Origin of the sequence: Nostoc sp. (assembly GCF_036917935.1) — a bacterium.
Lineage (GTDB): Bacteria > Cyanobacteriota > Cyanobacteriia > Cyanobacteriales > Nostocaceae > Nostoc.
The window spans coordinates 396,884-420,744 of the sequence record NZ_JBALEL010000002.1 but is presented as its reverse complement, the minus strand read 5'-3'; the positions used below and the strand labels follow the sequence as shown (position 1 = coordinate 420,744).

Annotated in this window: 21 protein-coding genes and 2 pseudogenes; 15 read left to right on the top strand and 8 right to left on the bottom strand. The window is 42.0% G+C overall.

Features of this window, described 5'->3' with window-relative positions; translation table 11 throughout:
* Positions 1-322 precede the first annotated feature (322 nt).
* Positions 323-2,593, top strand: coding sequence for a RelA/SpoT family protein (locus V7K62_RS02070; protein ID WP_334861172.1), 2,271 nt, complete (start codon positions 323-325; stop codon positions 2,591-2,593).
* A gap of 62 nt (positions 2,594-2,655) precedes the next feature.
* Positions 2,656-2,823: a type ISP restriction/modification enzyme gene (locus tag V7K62_RS02065; protein ID WP_334861170.1), complete on the top strand. Its 168-nt coding sequence runs from the start codon at positions 2,656-2,658 to the stop codon at positions 2,821-2,823.
* Positions 2,824-3,103: 280 nt separating this feature from the next.
* On the opposite strand, the gene V7K62_RS02060 is transcribed toward V7K62_RS02065, so the two are convergent.
* Positions 3,104-3,409, bottom strand: coding sequence for a hypothetical protein (locus tag V7K62_RS02060; RefSeq protein WP_334861168.1), 306 nt, complete (start codon positions 3,407-3,409; stop codon positions 3,104-3,106).
* 561 nt (positions 3,410-3,970) lie between these two features.
* Here V7K62_RS02060 and V7K62_RS02055 point away from each other — a divergent pair.
* From V7K62_RS02055 to V7K62_RS02035, 5 genes and pseudogenes are all read left to right on the top strand, one after another.
* Positions 3,971-4,732: pseudogene (locus V7K62_RS02055) on the top strand (RNA-guided endonuclease TnpB family protein); the annotation flags it as partial.
* A 152-nt stretch (positions 4,733-4,884) separates the two neighbouring features.
* Positions 4,885-5,052, top strand: a pseudogene (locus V7K62_RS02050) (class I SAM-dependent methyltransferase); the annotation flags it as partial.
* A 414-nt stretch (positions 5,053-5,466) separates the two neighbouring features.
* A complete protein-coding gene (locus tag V7K62_RS02045) occupies positions 5,467-6,546 on the top strand; it encodes a M4 family metallopeptidase (protein WP_334861164.1) in 1,080 nt (359 codons plus the stop codon).
* 146 nt (positions 6,547-6,692) lie between these two features.
* Positions 6,693-6,992, top strand: coding sequence for a protealysin inhibitor emfourin (locus V7K62_RS02040; RefSeq protein ID WP_334861162.1), 300 nt, complete (start codon positions 6,693-6,695; stop codon positions 6,990-6,992).
* A gap of 55 nt (positions 6,993-7,047) precedes the next feature.
* Positions 7,048-7,872, top strand: coding sequence for an alpha/beta fold hydrolase (locus V7K62_RS02035; protein ID WP_334861160.1), 825 nt, complete (start codon positions 7,048-7,050; stop codon positions 7,870-7,872).
* Positions 7,873-7,876: 4 nt separating this feature from the next.
* On the opposite strand, the gene V7K62_RS02030 is transcribed toward V7K62_RS02035, so the two are convergent.
* Complete coding sequence (locus V7K62_RS02030) at positions 7,877-9,346, bottom strand: amidohydrolase family protein (RefSeq protein WP_334861158.1); 1,470 nt, start codon at positions 9,344-9,346, stop codon at positions 7,877-7,879.
* 117 nt (positions 9,347-9,463) lie between these two features.
* Between V7K62_RS02030 and V7K62_RS02025 the strand changes: the two genes are divergently transcribed.
* Positions 9,464-10,258 carry an aspartyl/asparaginyl beta-hydroxylase domain-containing protein gene (locus V7K62_RS02025; RefSeq protein ID WP_334861470.1) on the top strand — a complete coding sequence of 265 codons (795 nt, stop codon included), beginning with the start codon at positions 9,464-9,466 and terminating at the stop codon, positions 10,256-10,258.
* 442 nt (positions 10,259-10,700) lie between these two features.
* Positions 10,701-11,708, top strand: coding sequence for a zinc-binding dehydrogenase (locus V7K62_RS02020; RefSeq protein WP_334861156.1), 1,008 nt, complete (start codon positions 10,701-10,703; stop codon positions 11,706-11,708).
* Here V7K62_RS02020 and V7K62_RS02015 read toward each other — a convergent pair.
* The gene (locus tag V7K62_RS02015) at positions 11,705-12,157 is read right to left on the bottom strand and encodes a RidA family protein (protein ID WP_334861155.1); all 453 of its coding nucleotides are present in this window, start codon (positions 12,155-12,157) and stop codon (positions 11,705-11,707) included. The two genes, V7K62_RS02020 and V7K62_RS02015, sit on opposite strands and share 4 nt — an antisense overlap.
* Positions 12,158-12,331: 174 nt before the next feature.
* On the opposite strand from V7K62_RS02015, the gene V7K62_RS02010 reads away from it, so the two are divergent.
* Positions 12,332-12,730, top strand: a complete 399-nt coding sequence (locus V7K62_RS02010) for a nuclear transport factor 2 family protein (protein ID WP_334861153.1) — start codon at positions 12,332-12,334, stop codon at positions 12,728-12,730.
* A gap of 43 nt (positions 12,731-12,773) precedes the next feature.
* Here V7K62_RS02010 and V7K62_RS02005 read toward each other — a convergent pair whose 3' ends face one another.
* From V7K62_RS02005 to V7K62_RS01985, 5 genes are all read right to left on the bottom strand, one after another.
* Positions 12,774-13,262, bottom strand: coding sequence for a hypothetical protein (locus V7K62_RS02005; protein WP_334861151.1), 489 nt, complete (start codon positions 13,260-13,262; stop codon positions 12,774-12,776).
* A gap of 74 nt (positions 13,263-13,336) precedes the next feature.
* A complete protein-coding gene (hpsU, locus tag V7K62_RS02000; RefSeq protein WP_334861149.1) occupies positions 13,337-13,918 on the bottom strand; it encodes a hormogonium polysaccharide biosynthesis acetyltransferase HpsU in 582 nt (193 codons plus the stop codon).
* A gap of 88 nt (positions 13,919-14,006) precedes the next feature.
* Entirely contained in the window at positions 14,007-14,963 is a 957-nt protein-coding gene (locus tag V7K62_RS01995; protein WP_334861147.1) for a glycosyltransferase family 2 protein, read from the bottom strand.
* 23 nt (positions 14,964-14,986) lie between these two features.
* Positions 14,987-15,919: a glycosyltransferase family 2 protein gene (locus V7K62_RS01990; protein WP_334861145.1), complete on the bottom strand. Its 933-nt coding sequence runs from the start codon at positions 15,917-15,919 to the stop codon at positions 14,987-14,989.
* A 134-nt stretch (positions 15,920-16,053) separates the two neighbouring features.
* Positions 16,054-16,881: a hypothetical protein gene (locus V7K62_RS01985; protein WP_334861143.1), complete on the bottom strand. Its 828-nt coding sequence runs from the start codon at positions 16,879-16,881 to the stop codon at positions 16,054-16,056.
* Between the two features lie 259 nt (positions 16,882-17,140).
* Between V7K62_RS01985 and cobU the strand changes: the two genes are divergently transcribed.
* The 5 genes from cobU (at position 17,141) to V7K62_RS01960 (ending at position 23,841) form a co-directional block, all read left to right on the top strand.
* Positions 17,141-17,716 (top strand): bifunctional adenosylcobinamide kinase/adenosylcobinamide-phosphate guanylyltransferase, encoded by a 576-nt coding sequence (gene cobU / locus V7K62_RS01980; protein WP_334861141.1) that lies wholly within the window; start codon positions 17,141-17,143, stop codon positions 17,714-17,716.
* A 52-nt stretch (positions 17,717-17,768) separates the two neighbouring features.
* On the top strand, positions 17,769-18,188 hold the full coding sequence (locus tag V7K62_RS01975; RefSeq protein WP_334861139.1) for a hypothetical protein: 420 nt from the start codon (positions 17,769-17,771) through the stop codon (positions 18,186-18,188).
* Between the two features lie 246 nt (positions 18,189-18,434).
* Positions 18,435-19,394: a ribonuclease Z gene (locus V7K62_RS01970; RefSeq protein WP_334861137.1), complete on the top strand. Its 960-nt coding sequence runs from the start codon at positions 18,435-18,437 to the stop codon at positions 19,392-19,394.
* An 876-nt stretch (positions 19,395-20,270) separates the two neighbouring features.
* On the top strand, positions 20,271-22,481 hold the full coding sequence (locus tag V7K62_RS01965) for a GumC family protein (RefSeq protein WP_334861135.1): 2,211 nt from the start codon (positions 20,271-20,273) through the stop codon (positions 22,479-22,481).
* 214 nt (positions 22,482-22,695) lie between these two features.
* On the top strand, positions 22,696-23,841 hold the full coding sequence (locus V7K62_RS01960) for a SpoIID/LytB domain-containing protein (protein ID WP_334861133.1): 1,146 nt from the start codon (positions 22,696-22,698) through the stop codon (positions 23,839-23,841).
* Positions 23,842-23,861 lie beyond the last annotated feature (20 nt).

Genomic DNA, 23,861 nt, shown 5'->3' with positions numbered 1-23,861 from the left:
GTGCTAGTTAAGATAGTATTAATGTCAAGTTATTTTTCTTCTACAATAAACTTTCTTAAAGACTTATCACCACTAAAAGCCTCAAATTCTGGTTTGAGGCTTTGTTTGCCATCAATGGATTTTCTTTTTTTATGATCCTTGAAGCTCAAACTGGATGACTACCAGACGTTTCGGCGTCGCTAAGGCTGCGCTATCGGCAATTGGAGAATCATCCTTACACTGCTTTTTCCACCCGTCTTTGGGCAACAGCATTTTTTCAGGGCGATGCTGCTAGTTTTATTTATCATTCACCTATCTACCGATCCACTCTAAACCCAATTCTATGAGCAGTCTAGCGATAAATTCATCACTTGATCTAGCCATTCCGGAATGGTTGAAAAAATGTTTGAAGGAGTCATCGACAAGTAACGGCGAAGCGGAAGATGACCGAAGGCATAATGATGCAGTCTTAATTGGCCGGGCATTTGAATTTGCTTACCAACTGCATCAAGGTCAATACCGCAAATCGGGAGAACCATACATTGCTCATCCCATTGCTGTGGCTGACTTGCTGCGTGACTTGGGAGGCAGTGCTGCTATGATAGCAGCTGGATTTCTCCATGATGTCGTCGAAGATACAGAAGTTACAAGTCAAGACATAGAAGAACGCTTTGGCCCAGAAGTACGACAATTGGTCGAAGGTGTCACCAAGCTTTCTAAAATCAATTTCACCAGCAAAACCGAAAGCCAAGCCGAAAACTTCCGGCGGATGTTTTTGGCAATGGCGCAAGATATTCGGGTAATTGTGGTGAAATTGGCAGATCGTTTGCATAATATGCGAACTTTACAATATATGTCAGAGGCCAGCCGCCGCCGCAGTGCCCAGGAAACGCGAGATATATTCGCACCCTTAGCCAATCGCTTGGGGATTTGGCGGATTAAATGGGAACTCGAAGATTTGGCTTTTAAGTATTTGGAACCGGAAGCTTTTCGCCAAATGCAAGAGTACGTTTCCGAAAAACGGACGGCGCGAGAAGAGAAATTGGCCAAAGCTACAGACATTTTGCGAGAACGTTTGCAGGAAACCGGAATCCACTTTCAGGATATCAGTGGTCGTCCCAAGCACCTTTATAGCATTTACCAAAAAATGCATCGGCAGCAAAAGGAATTTCATGAAATTTACGATTTGGCAGCGCTGCGGATTATTGTTCAAACCAATCAGGATTGCTATCGGGCGTTGGCGGTGGTTCATGATGCTTTTCGGCCAATTCCTGGGAGATTTAAGGACTATATTGGACTGCCAAAGCCTAACCGTTACCAGTCATTGCACACTGGGGTGATTGGATTAACTGGTCGTCCTTTGGAGGTGCAAATTCGGACAATCGAAATGCATCATATCGCCGAGTATGGGATTGCCGCCCATTGGAAGTATAAAGAAACAGGAGGTTCTAGCATTAGCCATTTGACAGCGACAGATGACAAGTTTACTTGGCTGCGGCAGCTGCTGGAATGGCAAACTGATCTCAAGGATGCACAAGAATATCTTGATAGCGTCAAAGATAATTTATTTGAAGATGATGTCTATGTCTTCACCCCTAAGGGGGATGTTGTTCCTTTAAGTCCCGGTTCAAGCACTGTAGATTTTGCTTATCGCATTCATACGGAAGTAGGAAACCACTGTTCAGGGGCGCGGGTGAATGGGCGAATGGTGCCACTGTCAACGCGGCTGCAAAATGGCGATATTGTAGAGGTTCTCACTCAAAAGAACTGCCATCCGAGTTTAGATTGGTTGAACTTTGTCAGAACTTCGGCAGCGAAATATCGGATAAAACAATGGTACAAGCGATCGCGCCGGGAAGAAAATGTCGCTCGTGGACGGGAATTGTTAGAAAAGGAACTAGGTAAAACTGGTTTTGATAGTTTGCTGAAGTCGGATGCGATGGAGACTGTCGCCCAAAAGTGTAACTACCACAGTGTGGACGATTTACTTGCCGGTTTGGGTTACGGAGAAATTACCTTGAACCTAGTGCTAAATCGTTGGCGAGAAGTAGCGAAGGGACAACAACCAGTTTCTACTGTGCCGCTATTTATCCCCAAAGAACCAACCACATCAAAAGCTTTGCGAGATGCACCTGCAACTACCTCTCGCTCCACAGATTCGCCAATTGTTGGGGTAGAAGGTTTGGTGTATTATTTAGCTGGGTGTTGTACCCCGATTCCTGGCGAACCGATTATTGGTGTGGTAACGCGAGGTAGGGGGATTTCAATTCATCGCCAAGGCTGCCATAATCTGGAGACTGTGGAGTATGAGCGTTTAGTACCAGTTAGGTGGAACCCAAGCGCCGAAAATAGTGGTCGTCCGCATACCTATCCAGTGGATGTTCAAATTGAAGCCCTTGACCGCGTAGGGGTGCTAAAGGATATTTTGTCACGATTGAGTGACCAAGGGATCAATGTCCGCCATGCTCAGGTGAAAACCTCTATTGGTCAACCTGCATTGATGGACTTAGGAATAGATATACGCGATCGCTCTCAACTAGAGCAAGTGTTCGTCCAAATTAAGAAAATGAGCGACATTTTGAATATCCGCCGCGTTGGTCAAATTGACGAGTAGGTGTCTTAATTGGTAGGGTGCGTTAACAGAGTGTAACGCACCAATTTAGAATTGATTTACCTTTGGCTGAAGATAATAATAGGACACCAAAGGCAAAACTTAAAGCTGATACAGCCAATGGAACCATTATTTTAGATGATACAAGCACTTTAGAAGGCGTCCCCAAAATTGCTTGGGAATATCGCCTTGGTAATCGTTGTGCTTTGGAATGGATATTAGAGGTTATTTGAAAAGTGGTGACTGAGGTATCCAAAACTTTAGATCCTCCTAAATCCTCCGATAAATTGGAGGACTTTGAGAACGTTATTCCCCCCTTTTTAAGGGGGGCTAGGGGGGATCTAGATACAAGCGTAGACTTTTCAAACATCCTTTTAGATCAATACAAAGAAAAGAAACCTAAAGACCCGACAATTGCTGAAAAATTCAATACATATCGATTTGCAGATTACAAAGAAAAGGTAATAGATTTACTACAAAGAGTCTGCACAGTTAGTGTAGAGACGATGCAGATTATTCAACAGATTCAGGTGTAATTGATTCGTGATTTTTCGGGAACAGACTAATCAATGTGCGTAAAGCCTGATTGACAGTTTCTTCATTAGGAAAATATTCTCGTACATCGGGATCAAGCATCACTACCCCATCTTCAAGGGTAAAGTGCTGTACAACAGTTGTGCCATCAGCTTGATAAATGGTAACAGTATGTCCACGCCGATAAGCTTGGTAATGTTTCCCACGAACACCATTTGTAAAATCATATTCTGGGAGCATATCGTTATCTGTGATATCAGGCTGCTCAGAATTAACTTTGTTCATAAACTTTCAAAACCTCGTTTTCAGCCTCTGGCTGGAAATGCACCTCATTGCGGCTCTGCCGCAAGTTACAGCAGTTTTTTATCAAACCCGCTACAAAAATTAATTCTAAAATAAAGCCCAGCATTGGTTTTAGTACTTTTATCCGTGGTGCGTTTGATTGCGATTTGCTGTAAGAGGCGGAGCCTCACATTAGACATTCCCAGTCGGAGACTGGGAACGAGACATAAGACATATTTTAGCTTAAAGCAGAAGAAGCCCCACATCTCACCCTGTACTCAGGGGAGTGTAGGATGAATTCTGGGCAATGATAGCGTTCGCGTAGCGTCTCGTAGAGAAGCGGTAGCGAGTCCTCTCCCAAGGGGAGACGCCAAGGGCGAACGAGCGTCGGAATTGACCAACATTGCTGATTAAACTACGTTTAATCAGCAATGTTGGTCGTTGACGAATTGCCACTCTCTGGGATTTTCAACGAGTCAATAAGTTCTTCGACAACGCGAGTCATTGTTGTATCCTTTATTCCTGCGTATAGTCGTAACTTATTTAATCTGCGTCGCTACAGACAAGTACTTCGCCTCAATCCTAGTTGAGGTAGAATCTACTGTGCATGAATCAAGTGGCGATAAAATACTTGGTATTGATCTGGGTTTAAAGGACTTCGCTATTGTTCATGATGGTGAAAAAGTTACTAAGCATTCCAACCCAAAACACCTATATCGTCACGAGAAAAATCTAGCTCGAACACAGAAAAAGTTTGCTCGAAAACTTAAAGGAAGTAATTCCAGAAATAAACACAAAAAACTTGTAGCTAAGGTTTATGAAAGAGTATCAAATTCCCGCCAGGATTTTTTGCATAAACTCAGCAGAAAACTGGTAGACGAAAGCCAAGTCATCGTTGTAGAAAATCTCAACGTTAAGGGAATGGTGCGAAACCACAAGCTAGCAAAATCAATATCCGATGTGGGCTGGGGAATGTTTATCAATTTTCTTGATTACAAGTTGAAGGACAGAGACGGACAACTTGTGGAAATAGGTCGATTCTTCCCCAGTTCAAAAACCTGTTCCTGGTGTGGTCATATTCTAGATGAATTGCTGCTAGATGTGAGAGAGTGGGATTGCCCCAAGTGCAATACTCATCATGATCGTGATGGCAACGCCGCTTTAAATATAAGGACAGAAGGTATTCGGATATTATCTAATGGCGGAGGGAATCCCGTTATTGCCGAGTTGAGGCGGAGTAAGTCCAATAATCCGAAAGGTAGAAAGGCATCTGTCGATGAAACCGGAAGCCCACACCCTATCTGTACTCAGATGGGTGTTGGGTAGTTCACCTCCGATATTTTAATACTAAAAGTTCCTCCCACCGATGTAGTATATACCTTGGGAATGATTAATATTGATGAGTTTGTCTATTTTTTCCAATTCCTATGCAAAATGTATTTCCCGGAGAGGTATTCGCAAATACTGCGGATTTTGACACTGGCATTCGTGCGAAGCTTGGCGCGAGTAGCACCCAATGTTACTCCAGTCAAGACCAGCTAGCTACTTTGGATGCTCATTTACAAATGTTGAGCAAAGCTGGATTTAAGATAGTTGCAGTGCCTTGGAAATATTATGGTCTGGCGGTCTTTGGTGGCTGGCTGTGAAAATTTGAGGCTTTGGATGTCTATATTTGGGATTTTCCTGTCTCCAATGGGTATTTATAGCATTAACAGCTTGATAGTAACAAAATAGCAATAAATAACATTAATTCCTCGATCAGAACTAATATATAAACTCATTAGGACTGTAAAGGAGGTCTTGCTAACTCACGCAAAGATTTTGGCTGAAACTTGCCGTAATTAAGCTGGCTTTGTGCTTTTATACAATATTTCCATATCAGAAGTACCCTCACGGGTACTATCAATCCTCTACAGACCTATCCGAAAATACAGAGTAGAAAATTTTCTTCAGAAAAGAAACCAGGGACACGCGATTTAGATTCGTTTTTCTGCTCCTTTCTCTAGTGGAGTTCAAGCCACTGTTTGCCATCACTTAGTTTCAAAAGGAGAATATCTTGGATGGCTCGAAATAAAAAGAAATCAGCCGGGTTCAAGCATGAGCATCTACTTTACTCTAGATGCTCTATTTGTTGTATTGTCCCGCCCCACATGTTGGAAAATGTAGTTGTAAATGGGAATCCCCAGCAGCGTAGTTGGGCTTTTCATACATTAAATGTTTCGGCACAGCTTCGCGGACGCAGAGATGTCATAGGTAATGTATCCTTTGCACCTTCTCCGGGTGAGAAGCGCCGCACTATCTACGATGCCAAATATGGCCAGCAACTTCCTGGTACATTGGTACGTGCTGAAGGAGATCCACCAAGCAGTGATGCAGCAGTTAATGAAGCCTACGATGCTGCGGGTGCGACTTATGATTTGTTTCATGAGATTTTCGATCGCAATTCTATTGACGACAAAGGATTACGTTTAGACTCCACCGTGCATTATGGCGTCAAATATGACAATGCCTTTTGGAACGGCGACCAAATGGTTTATGGTGATGGTGACGGAGAACTGTTTCAACGCTTCACGAAATCAATTGATGTGATTGGACATGAGTTAACTCATGGGATAACTCAGTATGAAGCGGGTTTACAGTATTATGGCGAACCAGGCGCACTGAATGAGTCGTTTTCTGATGTCTTTGGTTCTCTGGTGAAACAAAAGACCAAAAATCAGACTGCACAAGAGGCAGACTGGCTCATTGGTGAAGGTCTTTTAGTACCCACTGTCAAAGGTGTTGCCCTCCGCTCGATGAAAACACCGGGAACAGCTTATGATGATCCAGTACTGGGTAAAGATCCTCAACCAGCCCATATCAAAGATAAATATACAGGTGTTGAAGATAATGCTGGAGTGCATATCAACTCAGGAATCCCTAACTATGCCTTTTATCTAGCGGCTGTTGAGATTGGTGGCTATGCTTGGGAAAAAGCTGGTAAAATATGGTATGTAACTTTACGCGATCGCCTGCGTCCCAAAGCAGATTTTAAAAAAGCTGCCAACGTCACCATTCAAGTTGCTGGCGAACTCTACGGTAATGACAGTAATGAGCAGAAAGCTGTGCAGAACGCTTGGCAAAAGGTTGGAGTTATTTAGACTTAGGAGTTAGGAGTAAATAGTCAATACTTAGCACTCAGGACAGATAAATCTGTTGTTTGTTGTTACTAAACTGGGAGGTGAGAACTATCATCTCCCAATCTTTGTATTTATCCCAACTAAATAACACAACGGAGAGCAAAAAAATGCGGGTATCATTTGAACGCACGGGCGGCTTTGCCGGGATCAGCAAGAAGACAACCGTTGATACAGACACTCTCCCGCCACATGAAGCTGCGACACTTCCCCGACTGGTGGAAGTTGCTGATTTATTTAGGCTACCTGAACTAATTACTTCGCCAAATCCCCAGAGCGATCGCTTTCAGTATAAGTTAACAGTAGAAGATAACGGTAAGCAGCATACAGTGACTGTCAGTGAGGCAGCATTGCCAGGAACCTTAAGACCCCTGATTGAATGGTTACAAAACATAGCACAGAAAAAGTAATTTGCTGAAGAAGTTAAATAAAGGCTGATATAAATTCTAAATTTATCAGGGTACTATGAATAAACCAATCAAGCGAGCTTTTTTAGACACTGAAGATGGACAGATTCTTTATCGGATAGGCGGTGAAGGAGAGCCTTTATTACTACTGCATATGAACCCTCGCAGTAGTGACGAATATCGAGAATTAATGTCCATTTTGGTAAAAAAGTACCGCGTGATAGCGATGGATATGATGGGTTTTGGTGACTCCGATAAACCACCGAGAATGTACACTATTGCAGACTATGCAAAAACTGTCATTACACTCTTAGATGAGCTAGGTATAAAAACAACGAGTATTCTTGGACATCACTTTGGCGCTTTTATAACGGGAGAAGTTGCAGCAACTTCTCCTGAGCGTGTTGAAAAAATTATTTTGTGCAATGTAGCAGGCTTCGGTGAAGAGGGCAAAGCGGAGCTATCAAGGAGATTTACTAAAGGGTTTAACATCAAAGAAGATGGTTCACACCTAATCGAAAGATGGTCAGCCCGTGCCAGTTATGCAGGCTCTGCTGAGTTAAATCATCGTTGGGTTTTAGATGATTTGAAATGCTTTGGCTATCCTTTATATGCAGTTTGGGCTGTAGGCCATTACTGCCTAGATGCGGCAGAAAGATTTAGTTCGATAAAATGTCCAACCCTAATGTTATGGGGTATTCATGATGTGGAAGAATTTGAAAAATTGGGTTTAGCAAAAGAAAAAGATCGCTTTTTCATTACAAAAGCAATTCCTCACGGTAAGGTTGTGGATTTTCCAGGTGGAACCATCTGCATGATGAACCAAATACCTGAAGAGATATCAAAGGTAGTTATGGAGTTTCTGGACAATACAAGTGTTTAAAACTCTATGTTCTTTTTAAATAGCGCCCACTAGGAGAACCTAAAACCTGCCCATTGTTGTAAATAAGATTTCCCCGTAAAAAAGTACTCTTCACTCGCCCAGTTAACTCTACTCCTTCAAAGGGTGTATAACCTTGTTGTGACTCCGACTCAGCCGCACGTACCACAAAGGTTTCATTGGGGTCTACCAACACTAAGTCAGCATCATAGCCAATGGCAATATCACCTTTTTCTAACAAACCAAAGCGCCGCGATGGGTTCCAAGATAACAATTTAGCGATATGGTTGTAGGACATCCCCCGCTTGCTACCTTCACTAAATACACCAGAAAGTAAATATTCTGTACCACCAAAACCAGACTTTGCTAACCAAATATTATTCGGGTCTTTAGCACTTCTTTTTTGTTCAGCAGAACAGCAAGCATGGTCACTAACTATCCAATCTACCTGATTGTTGAGTACTGCTTGCCATAAGTATTCCACATCGGCACGGGGACGAATCGGAGGGTTAACTTTTGCCCAAATTGTATTAGGGGTATCGACATCTAATAGCAAATGTCCGACAGTAACTTCTCGCCGAAAGTTGATATGAGGAAAAGCAGTTTGCATAGTCAAAGCTGCTTCCATTGCTTTACGCGAACTCAGGTGCAATAAATTGATATTTGCACAGTTAGTCTCATGTGCCAAATAAGAAGCAATGCAAATTGCTAACCCTTCGGAATGAGGAGGACGTGCTGCACTATAAGCGTGTAATCCGCTAAGACTAGAATCGTTTTCAACTATTTTGGTGTAGGCGTTGAGAATTTCTGCAACTTCGCAGTGCAAACTCAAGCTGATAGTATCTCGCGCTTCTGGATGTTTTTCCATCAAACGAGTTAGACCACGCATAATAAATTCAAAATGAGCGAAGTCGTATCGTTCCTCTTTATTAATCATTAAAAAGAGGTTTTGCTGGTCTGACAAACCATGCAACCCATAGCCGCCATAAAACATGAAGATTTTAAACGAAGAAACACCGTGTTCTTCAAACAATAAAGGTATTTCGTCGATATGCTGGCTAGCTATCGGTGCGATGTGATAGCTATAATCTACAAAAAAATTACCTGCCGATAAAGCCAACACCTCTGGAAAAAAATCGCGGTAGGAGCCGCCTTTGTTAAGATAATACTGTCCTGTACGGATGTAATTTAAGCTGGTAGTCACGCCTCCCATTGCGGCTGCTTTGGTTTCAGTCACAGCATCTTTGTCGAGGGGTTGATAGATACCGATGTGCATGTGGGCATCTACGACCCCAGGAAAGCCCAGCAAGTTTTTGCCATCAAATACCTCTTTGCCTGTGTCTGGGCTAATATTAGGGGCAATCTGAGCAAATTTTCCATCCTTAATTCCTAAATCAAGTAGTTCGATTGCATCCTGATGGGGACGAACTACCCGCACATTTTTGATAATTTGATCTAATAGGGGAGTTTCAGACACAGTAGACCTCACACTAAAATGAGTTTAGTCGGGAATTCCAACATCATACCGGGACGCAGACCAAATCCTATCATTATATAACGGTTTTTTATGAAATCATCTTCAGGAGAAAAGACAATGGAAAGTTTTAATGAGTATCATATAGACCCCAAAAAATTTACTTTTCTCAAAAGTTTTGAAGATAATTGGCAAGTGATTAGAGATGAGTTTATCCGCTTTATTAAGGATGCATCTGATGACGAGTTAAAACTCACTTATGAGATTTTAGGCCCTAAAAGTAAAACGATTAAAACTAAGGGTGATGCAAAATACAGTGCTTTTGGTATTTTATTTCAAGGTATGTTTATTGAAAAATATATTCAGGCGTATCAAATACAATATCCTGATTATGGGTCAGATGATGCATCACAAAAAGCACTTGCATTAAGAGAGAAATATTTTCCAAGTTTGGCTAAGGTGATAAAAAATGTGAACTTTCTCAATGATGAGATTATCAGAAATGTGTATTATGGTACATTCCATCCTGGCTTAGATATCAAGCTACATGTGAACTATAACCCTCATATGAATCGTGGCTATCTAGGATTGATTGTGCCAGAGGGGGATGTGGCGATGAAAATATGCCATGAGCAGCTTTATTGGCATGAAGGGAAATTTCTGGTTTTAGATCACAGCTATCCACATTGTCCGCATAATTACACCAATTATAATAGAACTGTATTGGTTGTAGACTTTTTTAAACCAGATAAACCTAGAGAGGAAATTATTCGATTTGAAAAAGAGCAAGTTACACAACGTATGCAAGATAATCCTTACAGCTTAGGTGTTTTTGGGAAAAGCGATAAAGCTAAAGTAGAAGATTTTATCAAGTATGATTTAGCTCATCAATTAGAGTGGGATAAAGCCTTATAACGGTTCTCAATTGAGTGAGGTACAAGAACCCCACCCCCAACCCCCTCCCCGCAAGCGAAGAGGGGGCTATTATGTATTTCATGTCATTAGGAAAGGCTATATAAGCCTAGAGAATATCTGAGAAGAGCAACTAGAAGTGGCGGCTATACAATCAAAAGCCACCAACGCAGGTTTAAAACCAATAGTCCGCCTTAGCTAACTTCGTTGATATTTTTTTTCTCACGAACCGCTGAGAGAATTAATAGGGATTTTCAGGAATTATTTAGGATTGCTAAGTAGGTAGGTGTAATTAAATATAAGATAAAACCTCACCCTCAATCCCTCTCCAAAGCATCGGAGAGGGAAGCCGGAGGTAGGGTGAGGTTTTATATTTAATTTGACCCACTTACTTATCTACGTTAAAAGTAATAATTGAGGAGTAAGGTAAATCTAAGATTTAGATATGAACGCAACAACCTACAGAAAGTTAATAGCAAAACAACTGAATCCAGATTTTAAATTTGCTGTTGAAGTTGTCGAAGTTCCTATTTCCCAACCTGCTGATAGTCAACTTTTAATTCAAAACAAATTTGCTGGCGTTAACGGTGGCTTTGACACCTTACTTTGTCGTGGTGATGTTCCCTATGTTAACTCAATTCCTCCCTTTGATTTAGGTGTGGAAGCTGTGGGAAAAGTTGTCGCTATTGGTGAAAATGTTAAAGATTTTCAAATAGGTGATGCTGTCATAACTACATTGCGTGGTGGTGGTTATCGAGAATATCAGGTTATCGATGCAAACTTAGCGGTGAAAGTGCGGGAAGCAACACCAGAGTTACTAACCCTGATACCTACAGCTGTATCAGCTTTGGTGGCATTGGAACAAGTGGGAGAGATGGGAAGCAATGAAGTGGTTTTAGTGACAGCAGCAGCAGGGGGAACTGGTCATATTGCGGTGCAATTGGCAAAGTTAGCTGGTAATCATGTCATTGGTACTTGTAGTTCTGAGGCGAAGGCAAAGTTATTGAGAGAATTAGGGTGCGATCGCATTATCAACTATCGTACAGAAAATCTCAATCAAGTCCTCAAGCAAGAATACCCCAATGGGATTAATTTAATTTTTGAGTGTGTAGGTAAAGCCGTATTTGATACCTGCGTTGAAAACTTGGCAGTGCGGGGACGGTTAGTAGTGGTTGGTTTCATCTCCGAATACGCAAACAATATAGAACAAATTACACAACCACGCATTTATCAACAGCTATTTTGGAAAGCTGCTTCTGTGAGAGGCTTTCTCATGCCTCATTATAAAGAATATATACCAGAGGCACGCGATCGCATCTTTTACCTCTTCTACTCTCGGAAACTCAAAGTTGCAGTTGACCCAACCCAGTTTAACAGCATAGAATCCATTCCGGCTGCTGTCGAATATCTACTTAGTGGTAAAAATTGCGGTAAAGTAGTTGTTAGGTTTTAACTGTCAACAATTGCCGTACACTTCATCTCAACGATTAGTCCTGGGGTCGATAGTCCGACTACCCCCAGACCAGTCCAGGTAGGAAAGTTATTGGTGAAATAGCGGTCTTTTACCTGCATAAAAATTGGCAAAAATGGAATGATATCAGGTGATTGACCAGAAGCAATAGCTTCTGTTTTAAATTCACCTAGTCCGGCTTCAGTGACATGGTATGTAATCATCTCAACGACATTATCGAATGTAGCTCCTCCTGCTTCTAGCACCTGATTAACATTCTCAAAAGCCTGAACAAACTGAGCTTCTATTCCCTTAACAACCTGCAAATTCTCATCTCTGCCTACTTGTCCTGAAATATATAAGGTATTTCCAACTTTAATACCAGGGCAATAATGAAACTTTTCAAAAAGAATTTCCATCCCTTTTGGAATAATGACTTCACGATAGGACATTATGCATCTCCTGAATTTGGCAATTAACCGACTTTCAACAACACAAATACTTTTACGATTAATTAAGTTATGTGTAACTTTTGCAATATTAATTGGCAAAAGTCACTAATTGTAGTAATTTTACAACCTACAAAGCAAAATTGTCTAAAAGTTGGATATTAAAGGGGAGCCATAATGACACAAGATTCAGAAAATACTTTAAAAGTTGCTCGGCAGGCATTTGAACATCTTACCTATGGTATGGCAACAGGAGACTGGGAAGCATTGTTAGATATGCTCACAGAAGATTTTACCCTTTGGTTTCCAATGGGTAAATTCCACGGTTTAAATGTCGGAAAAGAGCGAGCTAGAGAATTTTTCAAGTACGTTTTTGAATCCTTTAGTCCTGGTTTGAATCTGACTGGTTTAGACCGTATTACTAGCAATGAAACAACGGCTGTCTTTGAGTTTCGGGATGAGGGACTTTTATTCGGACAACTTTACAAAAATCGGGTAGCAGTTTCGTTTGATGTGCGTGGAGACAAAATTTGTGGCTATAGGGAATACTTTGGCAGCGATGGGAAATCGTATTAAATAATTCGTAATTCCGAATTACGAATTATTTAATTCACTTTTGTTAGTTTCTTTCAGGGTTGAGTTCGTTGATTTCTCTGCACTTAGCCTCTGCGGCTTGATATGCTGCTAAATAGTCTTGACCACCTAACATTACATCACCATAATATTCATAAGGTGGATCACCATAGATTGGTAATGGATCATCTTCTGGATAATCTTCTTTCGATTCTTCAATGATGGCTTTCAGTTTTTTAATGGTCAGCCTTTGTGCTGCAAAATACCAGAGTTCTTGGGGATTTTTGTTTAGGTGCGGCAATGTGGGATCGATAATGCGTACAAGTGAGTCATTCTCTAAGGTCTCGTCTAGCTCAATCCAACTGTGTTCAACTGGTCTGTATGGCTTCCCAGGAAAAGCTAAAAATCCCTGAATATATCTTGCTCCCTGGGTGGACAATGCTGCTTTGTAAGCATTATCAAACGGAGTGCTAGCCCTGCTGTTTATAAGTTCAGCAATTTTGATTGACAGCGTTTCATCCAATAGTTTGTTCATCAATAGCAAGGATTAGAGCAGCCATGAAAACATATTACCACTGCTCTTACGAAGGATTTTAATCATTTATAAAATCACGGGTTTGTGGGGGGATCAAATTTTATCCGAACCGTTTTAGGACGACAAGGGCTTCCCCAACAAACCTGCCCAGAGGGCATATTAGTAAAAACACTACTACGAGCGCCAATCACGGCATTAGCCCCGATTTGCACTCCCGGCCCAACAAAACAATCTGCCGCCACCCATGCACCATTGTCAATGGTAATACTCGCTGTTTTCAACCCAAAGGCAGGATCTTGGAGATCATGACTACCAGTACACAGGTAACTTTTTTGGGAAATTACGCAGTGTTCACCGATGTGGATCTGATCGAGGCTGTATAAAACTACGTTATCTCCAATCCAACTGTAGTTGCCAATGGTAACTTTCCAAGGGTAGGTGAAGCGGGCGGTAGGTCGAATTAATACGCCTTTGCCGATACGAGCGCCAAATAATCGTAGCAAAGCACAACGCAGAATATTTAATGGTTGAGGAGTAAGGGGAAAAGCGATCGCTTGTACAAACCACCATAGTAAAACATACCAACTTGGACGCCCCCGATCAAACCAAGATTGGTCATATTTGCGTAAATCTACGAAAGGTTGGTCATTTGTCATTCAATTTTAGATTTTAGATTTTAGATTTTAGACTTTAAATTTTTTCTTCAATCCAAAATTAAAAATTCAAAATCTAAAATTGGTATAGTTAGGAATCAATGGTCAATAGCTTTCCTTCTGCTTCTCTGCTCCCCTGCTCTCCTGCTCCCTCCTTCGGGATAATTGCAGTATTTAAGTGACCACCACAGTTACGTAATTCGTAAAGTTTAACGCCAATTTGATATTCATACTGACTCAGCAAACGTGCATAAATATATCCTGCTTTGCCATCTAAAAAACCGCGTTGAATTATATAAAATAAAACAAACCGCAAAATTGGTTTAAATGGCAGGTGTACCCACACTTTTTTCAAAAATCGTTTGCGTTGCACGGCATCACCAAATAGATTAGCGCCGATAGTACCGCTATCATCTTTACCTGTAAGAATATTAAAATAAACCCTGGCTTCCCAGTTAGAATAGCGGTTGTGGCGTTCTAACCAGTGGTAAAGGTCGCGGAAGTCCTCGTGGAGCATATCATTTTTGAGATACCCAACTTTCCCCTGTAAAATCACGTGTTCGTGAACTTCATTATCACCAGTATTCGGAATATCTTCTGTATTTAGATTTTCGTAGCGACCTTTTTTATGTTGAAATAAACGTAGATTCCAATCAGGATATTTACCACCATAACGAATCCATTTTCCTAAGAAAAATACGCGGCGGTTGAGATAATAACCTGTATATTCCTCGTTGTGAATTGCTTGGTCAATTTCTGACCAAAGTTCGGGGGTGATGCGCTCATCGCAATCTACAATTAGTACCCATTCGTTGCGAAAAGGTAGATTATCCAAAGACCAATTTTTCTTTTTGGGCCAGCGTCCGTTGAAGTTGAATTGTACGACATTTACACCGTGACTTTTAGCAATTTCAATGCTGTTGTCGGTACTTTGAGAATCTACTACAAATATTTCATCTGCTCTGCTGAGGCTAGCGAGGCACGCAGGCAAGTTTACTTGTTCGTTTTTGGCCGGAATTAGTACTGAAACTGGTATTTTAGATGGCATTTGAGTATAAATTATGTTATTGGCTATTTTTTATTTGATGTAGATAAAAGACCCTGAATAGCAGCATTTAAGTAACCAATCTGACCGTAAGCATACACAAGTTTATCAAACCGTTCTGCTGGATCAGAGAAATATTGCAATGCCTTATACAAGCCGCGCACAAACCGTTCGCTACCTCGCTGCAATTGAGCGATGCCAGCTTTACCAGCGAGTTGTTCTCGATAGCATTCACTGATACCCTGCCACCAGCCTCGGTTTAAAAACCAGGAGCGTTGGAGGCGCTCTGGGGCGACATTGTGAGCTACTAGTGCTTCGGGAAGATAAGCGACTTGCCAACCACGCTGTAGGGCAAATTCGGTCATTTGCAGTTCTTCATTAGATAAGAGATTTTTCCCGACTCGACCGAGATGAGGATCAAAACCGCCAATTTCTTCTAGGAAACAGCGGCGGATAGAGTAATTTAAGCCTCTGGGTGTTGACCCCGGTTGCTCAATGTATATATTACTGTCACCCAAGTCGTATGCACCTAGATTTGCAGCTAGCCCCGGAGATAGCCACCGTGGTTGTTGGATTCCAGGGGGCCACAGGAGAGTGACTTTGCCACCTGCGATCGCTAGCTTAGAATTATTGTAATAGGCAAAATATAAAACTTGTAGCCAGCCCTGACTGGCAACGGCATCGTCATCTAGATAAGCAAGAATATCACCAGTGGCTACTTTTGCACCCGTGTTGCGGGCGACAGATAAACCAATGGTGGGTTCAAAAACATACTTCAGGCGCGGATTGTGGCTTCTTTGTTCTACAACTTCACGAGTGCGATCGCTAGATCCATTATCAACTACCACAATTTCAAAGTCAGCAGCAAAATCCTGCGCTAAAAGACTATCAATTGCAGCCCCTAAATAGGTATCTCGATTGTGAGTACAGATAATCGCAGAGATTTGAGTGTCTGGCATAGATTTAATTTTGGATTTGAGATTTGGGATTTTAGATTAAAATCTTAAATCCAACGCATAACTGCTGAGAGTTAATCTAAACCAAAAGTTACCGACCCACCAACCGAGTTTCTTCGGAAATAATCTTTAAAACTTCACGTTTGTTGAATATGACTGTGTAAAACTACAAGAGTTTGGGCTAGTTGACTCAGGCGGGTTTCCAAAGATTGCTTGAGTCCTAACAGTTGACGTAACTTTTGGTAACGAGCGATCGCCATACTAACATTGGGAACCTGATCCGGTGGACATGGGCGCGACCAGACTTTACCAGTATCGTCTACACCGCAGAGGCGATAGCCAGTAATCGATGATTGATAGGATACTTTCCCACCAGTAGCGCAAATTTCTTCTACGTAGTTCATCAGGCGGTCAACTTCTGCATGGCGCAGTGTTGCGGTTCCTCCCGGTTCTGGTTCCTGGGGATTGGATTCTAACCAGCCATTGACAATTGGCCCTTCTAAGTAAATATCCTGAATCTGCTTCAAAATATTTTGCAATTCTGTTTGCCAACCAGCAACAGTTTCCTGAATTTCTTGCAATAGATTCATTGCCAATGCTGGATTCGCACCGTGGCGATGGCTACTAAAGCTCGGAGTTTTTAACTTGGGTAGGCTGGGTGTTCTGTTACCATTCTCTTCTGCTTGAAAGGTCTGTACAGAGTCATGGTGAGGAAAGAAATTTTGTTCAGAAGAATAATCACTCTCAGTATTTACACCAGAGTCAACTGTTTGTCCTTGTGACTTAACTTCCTCATCCTGAGAGGATGGAGATGGTGTACTTTCTGTGGGTTCGTTGGCTCCGACGCTGATTCTAAAAGAGAAAGGGCGTTTTGTCGTCGAATCACTTGTTTCGGCAGTAGAGGCAGGGCCGCGATTCCCTAAATCGTGTAGAGTTGCTTCAATGCGTTTTAAGCCTGCGTTCATAAAGACATCCTAAAGTTTGCTGTCCCCAGTGGTATTGAATAATTGAGAATGGGGTTGTTGGGATTTTTGGCTTTTGCCAGTTGTGGCATCAATGATGCTGGTGCTAATTTTATCCCTTAAAAGTTATTTGAAACCAAAAATCTCACCGATGAATTAAGAAGATGTTTCTAAAGTCTAATTTCTTACTAGCGCAATACTTTTCAGATATCCTCTAAACTCGACACCGTAGGCATATTGTTAAAATACTCAGTAAACAACTTTGGGTAAAATCATTTTAGTAACAGGGCCAGCACGATCTGGTAAAAGTGAGTGGGCGGAAACTCTAGCCATCCAGTCGGGTAAAGCAGTTGTTTACGTAGCAACAGCCACTGACAATCCAGATGACCAAGAATGGCATCAACGCATTTTAGAACACCAACAACGTCGTCCCCAAGACTGGGTAACTCTATGTGTACCCGTGGAACTGTCTGCTACCCTCGCCGATGCCAAACCCTCTACCTGCCTCTTAGTTGATTCTTTAGGAACTTGGGTTGCTAATCTCCTGGAACAGGACGAATCTAGCTGGGAAAACATTCTTGCACAGTTGTTAGAGACCGTGGAACTGGTTGCTGCTGATATGCTGTTCGTAGCAGAAGAGGTGGGTTGGGGTGTGATACCAGCTTATCCGCTTGGGAGGAAGTTCCGCGATCGCCTGGGTTCTTTAGTGCGCCAGTTAAGTACACTCAGCGAAACTGTTTATTTAGTGACTGGTGGTCATGTCCTCAATCTGGGAGTCCTTGGTTCGCCATTGCCAAATAAAGGGGATGCTGGAATATTCAGGAGTCAAGATTCTTAACTCTTGATTCAAATTAATCCCAAATCTAAAATCTAAAATCTAAAATTGTCTTATGGCAACCAAACAAGAAGTTAGAGGATACCTTGCCTACTGGTTTCAGTTGGGTAAGAAAGTGATTACGGGCAACGGGGAGGCAAGCTTTTTGCCGCTATCGGTGCTAAATGGCGATCGCTATAGTGAAGAATTTGAAGAGTGCTGGCAAAAAATTATTTCACCAAAATCGGGTGATTGTTACCTTGAGGGTACTCATGAAACCATTGCTGAACTGTTGACACCAGCATGGGATATGCTGCCTTGTGGCCGGTGCAGTATGCCAGTAGCGGCGCGAAACGTCGGGATGCCCGCGTTGTTATGCCCCTGCAATGATTTACCTAACTGGCCGAATACGGAATTACCAGCACCGCGAGAGCCAATTAAGACTCAAGACCAACTTAAAACAATTCGGGATCGGCTTGTAAATAATATTACATAAACAAACAACCAATTGGGAAATCTGACAACTTTTTTCTAATTATTTGATTATTTTAATTTTTCCTGTAGCGGCTTTTAGTTCCACCACAGGATTTTTGTCTGTCTGTACTAGCTAGGGGAAAAATAACAATGGGTTATTAACTATGCCCCATCCCCAATCCCCAAAATCCTAAGTATTTTACTCATTAACCGTGCCACTATAGAAAATAGAGCTGCAAATTGAGCAATAGGAAGACTAAAGAACACTGTGCAGATAACATTCTTAGGGACGAGTTCCGGTGTACCCACGCGATCGCGCAATGTTTCCAGTGTCGCCCTGAGATTACCCCAAAGGGCAGAACTCTGGTTATTCGACTGTGGCGAAGGTACTCAGCATCAAATTATCCGGAGTGAACTGAAAATCAGTCAACTCTCCCGAATTTTTATCACCCACATGCACGGCGACCACATCTTTGGCTTGATGGGACTTCTTGCTACTTGCGGCTTGGCTGGTAATGTGGAACGAATTGATATCTATGGCCCACCTGGATTAAATGATTACATTCAATCCGCCTCACGTTATTCCTACACGCACTTTTCTTACCCGATCAAAGTTCACGCCATCCGTCCAGGGGTAATTTATGAAGACGATGACTTCACCGTTAGCTGCGGTAATTTGCATCACCGCATCACAGCTTTCGGCTATCGCGTAGCCGAAAAAGACCGAGCAGGACGCTTTGATGTGGAAAAAGCCAAGTCCTTGCAAATTCCTCCTGGTCGGATTTACGGTCAACTCAAGCGCGGTGAAACCGTTACTCTTGCTGATGGACGGGTGATTGATGGCACCCAATTGTGCGGCCCTACAGAAATTGGTCGAAAAATTGCCTATTGTACAGACACAATTTATTGTGATGGTGCAGTGGAATTAGCTCATGATGCAGACGTATTAATTCACGAAGCAACCTTTGCCCATCAAGATGCAGATATGGCTTTTCAGCGATTGCATTCCACAACCACAATGGCAGCGCAAACAGCTTTAGCTGCTGGGGCACATCGACTGATTATGAGTCATTTTAGTCCCCGCTATGCCCCCGGAAATACCTTGGAGTTGAAGGATCTCCTCAAGGAAGCCCGTGCTATTTTTCCCCGTACTGATATGGCTTACGATTTTATGATTCATGAAGTACCCAGGCGACGGGAAGTAGAGTTAACCAAGGTAGGCGTTTAAATTTGGGATTTTGCGGAAAGTCTGAGCGGAGGTTTCCTCCGTTAGCGTCACTCAAAGCGAGTCCGCGTACTCCTACGGAGAAGCAAGCTAGCAAAAGCGTCTCAGAACTTTCCAAGACAGATTTTAGATTTTTTATTGAACTCTTCTAATCTAAAATTAACCAGGCTCTATCTTGAAGTTTAATAGTCCCAATCGTTACGCCCAGCAAATAGACAGCAGCTTAATTTTACGAGTAAGTCAGCTAGTTAACTAGGTGTATCAATACTATATAAATATAGGAATCATATTTGATTTCTGAAAAAATCTCGGTAGTCTTGTAGTGGACTGTCTAGGCTTTAATCTGGCAAAAAAATTGTAGGTTGGGTGGAGCGGAGCGCAACCCAACATCCTGATATATGTTGGGTTGCGCTCCACCCAACAAAAGTCTAATGCACTATTTTGCCTAGACAGTCCACTACGTGCATTTCCAAAATCAAATACTAGTCCTATAGTATGGTTTAAATATTTTTATCAATGTGTCTCAATGTGTTTTTTAGATTACAAGTTATCAAAATAACTTTAATATATAGTAATGTTGTGAATCAGAGAGTTTTTTACTTAAAAACTCAGGAAAAATAATTAATTTTCTGTCAAGATTTTTCTTCCTTAAATAAAATATTTATTAAAAATTTATTCTTCCAACACTGATTAAGAATTTATATGGATGAATTGATGAACATGAAAGCGCCAGTTGGCATAACATTGTGCCAATTAGCTTGTCATCGTTGGAAGAAGAATTAAGTATGCTATTGCAGCTATTAGGTGTAAAAAAATCATTTCACATTCTTCATAAATCTTCCAAATAAATATAGTGTTCGATATTAGAGGAGTTTGATAGTGACTAAGACTAGTCTGAATCAAGAGCAACAGGTTACTACTTCCGCACAAGGCGCAGTTGGCATCAGACAACTATCTACTATTTTGCTTCGCCGACGCTTTCTGATCTTGGGGGTTTCCTGTGTAGTTATGTCAGCTGCTAGCCTCTTGGCTATCATTGCCAAACCTACTTACCAGAGCAATATGCAGATATTGGTGAATTCCAATTTATCTGAAGGAGTACAGTCAAATAATATCCCAGTTGGGGCAGATACTCAGGTTACTGATTCCAATTCTCAAGTTGTTGATTCCACTACTCAGATGAAACTCATGCTGAGTTCTAAGTTGCTTCAGAAAGCTGTAGATTTGCTTCATTCTGATTATCCTGATATTACCTTACAAGATATCAATGGTCAAAAAGAACATAACAGAAAAGCACCTCTAGAAGTGACTCCAGAAGAGGGAGGCATAGGAGTAAATAAAGTTTTTAATCAAGCATTTAAAGTTTCTTTTAATGATGACGATCCAGTTAAAGCTCAAAGGGTACTTCAAGCTATACAAAAAGTCTATCAAAACTACAATAAACAGCAACAAAAAGAACGTCTGAATCAGGGATTGGCTTTTGTAAATACTCGCCTACCTGAGATAAAAAAAGAGGTGAGTAAAGCTGATAAAAATTTGGAACAGTTTCGCAAGAAACATAAATTACTCGATCCCGAAGTCCAAAGTAAAATTTTGCTAGAATCTCTAGCCGATATTCAACAACAGCTACAAACCGCTCGTGCCAACCTTCAAGATGTAAACGCTCGCTACGATAACCTAGAGCAACAAATAGCGTCTTCATCCCAGCAAAATACACTAATTTCTTCTCGTTTAAATCAGTCAAGCCGCTACCAAGCATTATTGAGTGAAATTCAAAAGACTGAACTAGCATTGGCTAAGGAGCGGCTGCGTTATACAGACGATTATCCATCGGTACAAAAACTAAAGCAGCAACGCCAAAGTCAACTGTCGCTATTACGGCAAGAGGTGAAAGCTATTACTAGCAGTAAGGGAGAACCGCTCTTTAAAGGGCAAATGGTAGGGGTTGATCCCACGCTAGTAGATGAGTTTATTTTGGTACAGACAACAGTTTTAGGACTAACTGCTAATGAAAAGAATTTAGCCGAGTCAGAACAGCGACTCCGCTCTGAGCTAAACAAATACCCAAGTTTAATAGCAGAGTATAACCGTCTGCTGTCAAAGGTAGAAACTAGTCGCAAAAACCTTGAACACCTACTCCAGGCGCAACAGTCATTGGGACTGAAAGTTGCTCAAGAAGGATATAACTGGCAAGTTTTGGCAGAACCTTCTCCGGGTACTTATATGGGTAATAATAGATTATTCCTTTTGGTTGGAGGAGCGGTAATTGGGCCAATTTTAGGTATCTTAGCAGCTCTGATTTTAGAAAAGTTTAATGACGCTATTTATTGTGCCGGAGATTTAAAGAAACTGACGAACCTACGTGTACTGGGTTCAGTACCAAAACTACCGTTGCGTGGTGTCAAAAATCGGCGGCTGGAACTGCCCTGGAATCGGCGGCGAAGCTCAGATTCTTCTGTAATAGAAGCCAGTACTAAATTGCCCGTACATGAAACTTTGGATATGATCTACCAAAATATTCAAATATTAAAATATCCCTTACCCTTCAAGTCGCTGATGTTTACTTCAGCACTACCAGGGGAAGGGAAGACAACCTTAGTATTGGGACTTGTAGCTAGTGCTACCCGGATGCATCGACGGGTATTAGTAATTGATGCTAACTTACATAATCCTAGCCTGCACAAAATCCTAGAACTATCCAATGACTGGGGACTATCTCTGTTATTAGTTGATGAGACAACTAGTCATTTTCAAGATTACATCCAGCCCATTCACCCCTCGATTGATATTTTGACTGCTGGACCGGAACCAGAAGACACAGTGAAGTTGCTCAGTTCTGAACGGATGAAAGAATTAATAGAGTTATTTGAGCAAAGTTATGACCTAGTACTGATAGATGCTCCATCTATTTTAGGTACGGTTGATGCTAGGATTGTGGCATCTTTTTGCAATGGGATTGTAATGGTAGAGCGGATGGGGAAAGTGACTCGAACTGAACTGACTCAAGCTACAGAAATTTTGAGTAAGTTGAATTTAATTGGAATTATCGCTAATGAAGTGAGCAATTCTCAAAAGGTATTGGCATCGTAGACTGAAGAAGTAGGGGGGCATTGGGCATTGGAAAGAGACAGAGGAGAGGAATTCTACCCTTCCCCCTTCACCTAATTTCTACCTTATAGTTAAAGCAAAATGCATAATTAGTAGCAGGTGGCAACCTCCTGCGTTGGAGAAGTGTCTCATCTTAAAGTAGTAGACGCCATAATCCAGAGCGTCAATTAGATACTAGTGTGATTAGATGATCAACATGAAATTCCAACTTTACTTAGGCTCTTTATTTTCCCAGATTAAAGTACGTCATTGGTGGGTAAGTATCCTTTTGTGGATAGCTTTGGTTGCCCCAGCCCAAGCGTCTGTAATCCTGCGCGTGGCAATTGAGAGAGGGGTTAATCAGGTAAAAGTGGGCAGTTCCACCACTGGGATCGTCAAGGATAGTACCGGACGGACTCTCGGACAGTTGCCGGCGATGAGTGCATATTATGCCCAAGCCGTTCCGGGTGGAGTTGCTTTAGATAAATGGCAGTCTGGTTTATTTTGGATTGAGCCAACTGGTAAAGGATTCGTTTATATTGGCGATCGCTGGTATCGGGGCAGAACTCTGGTTGTCCCCACAGATAAAGGCTTAACGGCTGTTAACTGGGTTGATGACCAAGAGTATCTCTACAGCGTTCTGGGTGGCGAAATGGATGCTAGCTGGCCCCAAGAAGCGCTGAAAGCTCAGGCGATCGCAGCCCGTACTTATGCTCTCTACGAACGTGAAAAACAACGGAATAATCCCGTTTACGATTTAGGTAATACCCCCGATCGTTGGCAAATTTACAAAGGTGTCATCAGTGAAGCTCCTTCTACCTACGCCGCAGTTGATTCCACACTAGGGCAGGTACTAACTTACAAAAACCAGATTATTCTCTCAGTCTTCCACGCTTGTTCTGGGGGACACACGGAAAACGTGGAAGATGTTTGGGGAAGCAACGAGCCTTACCTACGTGCTGTTGAAGACTACGATCAAAATATCCGCGAGTGTACTTGGGTGAAAACCTTCTCGCCCAGTGAAATTAGCGCTAAATTTCCAGCGGTGGGCAGTGTGACGGACATGATTCCAGAGACATACTCACCTTTCCGCAGTGTTAAAGTGTTGAAAATTGTCGGCAACAGAGGCACGAAGGTACTACAGGGCGAAGAAGTGCGAACAGCCCTAAAGTTAAAAAGTACCCGGTTTACCGTCACCAAGGGAGCCGATGGTAGTTTTCTGCTGCAAGGGCTTGGCTACGGCCATGCTTTAGGTATGAGTCAGTGGGGAGCGTACAATCTGGCTCGGCAAGGAGTAAACCACCTGCAAATTTTGGGACATTATTATCAAGGTGTAGCCCTAACACCAATTCAGGCGAAGTAATCAGGGATTGGGGATTGGGG

What these genes read in the sequence shown, in the direction of transcription:
- V7K62_RS02035 (WP_334861160.1), top strand. Translation starts at nt 7,048, where the DNA reads ATGAATAAACCAATCAAGCGAGCTTTTTTAGACACTGAAGATGGACAG.
- V7K62_RS02070 (WP_334861172.1), top strand. Translation starts at nt 323, where the DNA reads ATGAGCAGTCTAGCGATAAATTCATCACTTGATCTAGCCATTCCGGAA.
- V7K62_RS02045 (WP_334861164.1), top strand. Translation starts at nt 5,467, where the DNA reads ATGGCTCGAAATAAAAAGAAATCAGCCGGGTTCAAGCATGAGCATCTA.
- V7K62_RS02040 (WP_334861162.1), top strand. Translation starts at nt 6,693, where the DNA reads ATGCGGGTATCATTTGAACGCACGGGCGGCTTTGCCGGGATCAGCAAG.
- hpsU (WP_334861149.1), bottom strand. Translation starts at nt 13,918, where the DNA reads ATGACAAATGACCAACCTTTCGTAGATTTACGCAAATATGACCAATCT.
- V7K62_RS02025 (WP_334861470.1), top strand. Translation starts at nt 9,464, where the DNA reads ATGGAAAGTTTTAATGAGTATCATATAGACCCCAAAAAATTTACTTTT.
- V7K62_RS02005 (WP_334861151.1), bottom strand. Translation starts at nt 13,262, where the DNA reads ATGAACAAACTATTGGATGAAACGCTGTCAATCAAAATTGCTGAACTT.
- V7K62_RS01995 (WP_334861147.1), bottom strand. Translation starts at nt 14,963, where the DNA reads ATGCCATCTAAAATACCAGTTTCAGTACTAATTCCGGCCAAAAACGAA.
- V7K62_RS02060 (WP_334861168.1), bottom strand. Translation starts at nt 3,409, where the DNA reads ATGAACAAAGTTAATTCTGAGCAGCCTGATATCACAGATAACGATATG.
- V7K62_RS02015 (WP_334861155.1), bottom strand. Translation starts at nt 12,157, where the DNA reads ATGTCCTATCGTGAAGTCATTATTCCAAAAGGGATGGAAATTCTTTTT.
- V7K62_RS02010 (WP_334861153.1), top strand. Translation starts at nt 12,332, where the DNA reads ATGACACAAGATTCAGAAAATACTTTAAAAGTTGCTCGGCAGGCATTT.
- V7K62_RS01975 (WP_334861139.1), top strand. Translation starts at nt 17,769, where the DNA reads ATGGCAACCAAACAAGAAGTTAGAGGATACCTTGCCTACTGGTTTCAG.
- V7K62_RS01960 (WP_334861133.1), top strand. Translation starts at nt 22,696, where the DNA reads ATGAAATTCCAACTTTACTTAGGCTCTTTATTTTCCCAGATTAAAGTA.
- V7K62_RS01990 (WP_334861145.1), bottom strand. Translation starts at nt 15,919, where the DNA reads ATGCCAGACACTCAAATCTCTGCGATTATCTGTACTCACAATCGAGAT.
- V7K62_RS02020 (WP_334861156.1), top strand. Translation starts at nt 10,701, where the DNA reads ATGAACGCAACAACCTACAGAAAGTTAATAGCAAAACAACTGAATCCA.
- V7K62_RS01985 (WP_334861143.1), bottom strand. Translation starts at nt 16,881, where the DNA reads ATGAACGCAGGCTTAAAACGCATTGAAGCAACTCTACACGATTTAGGG.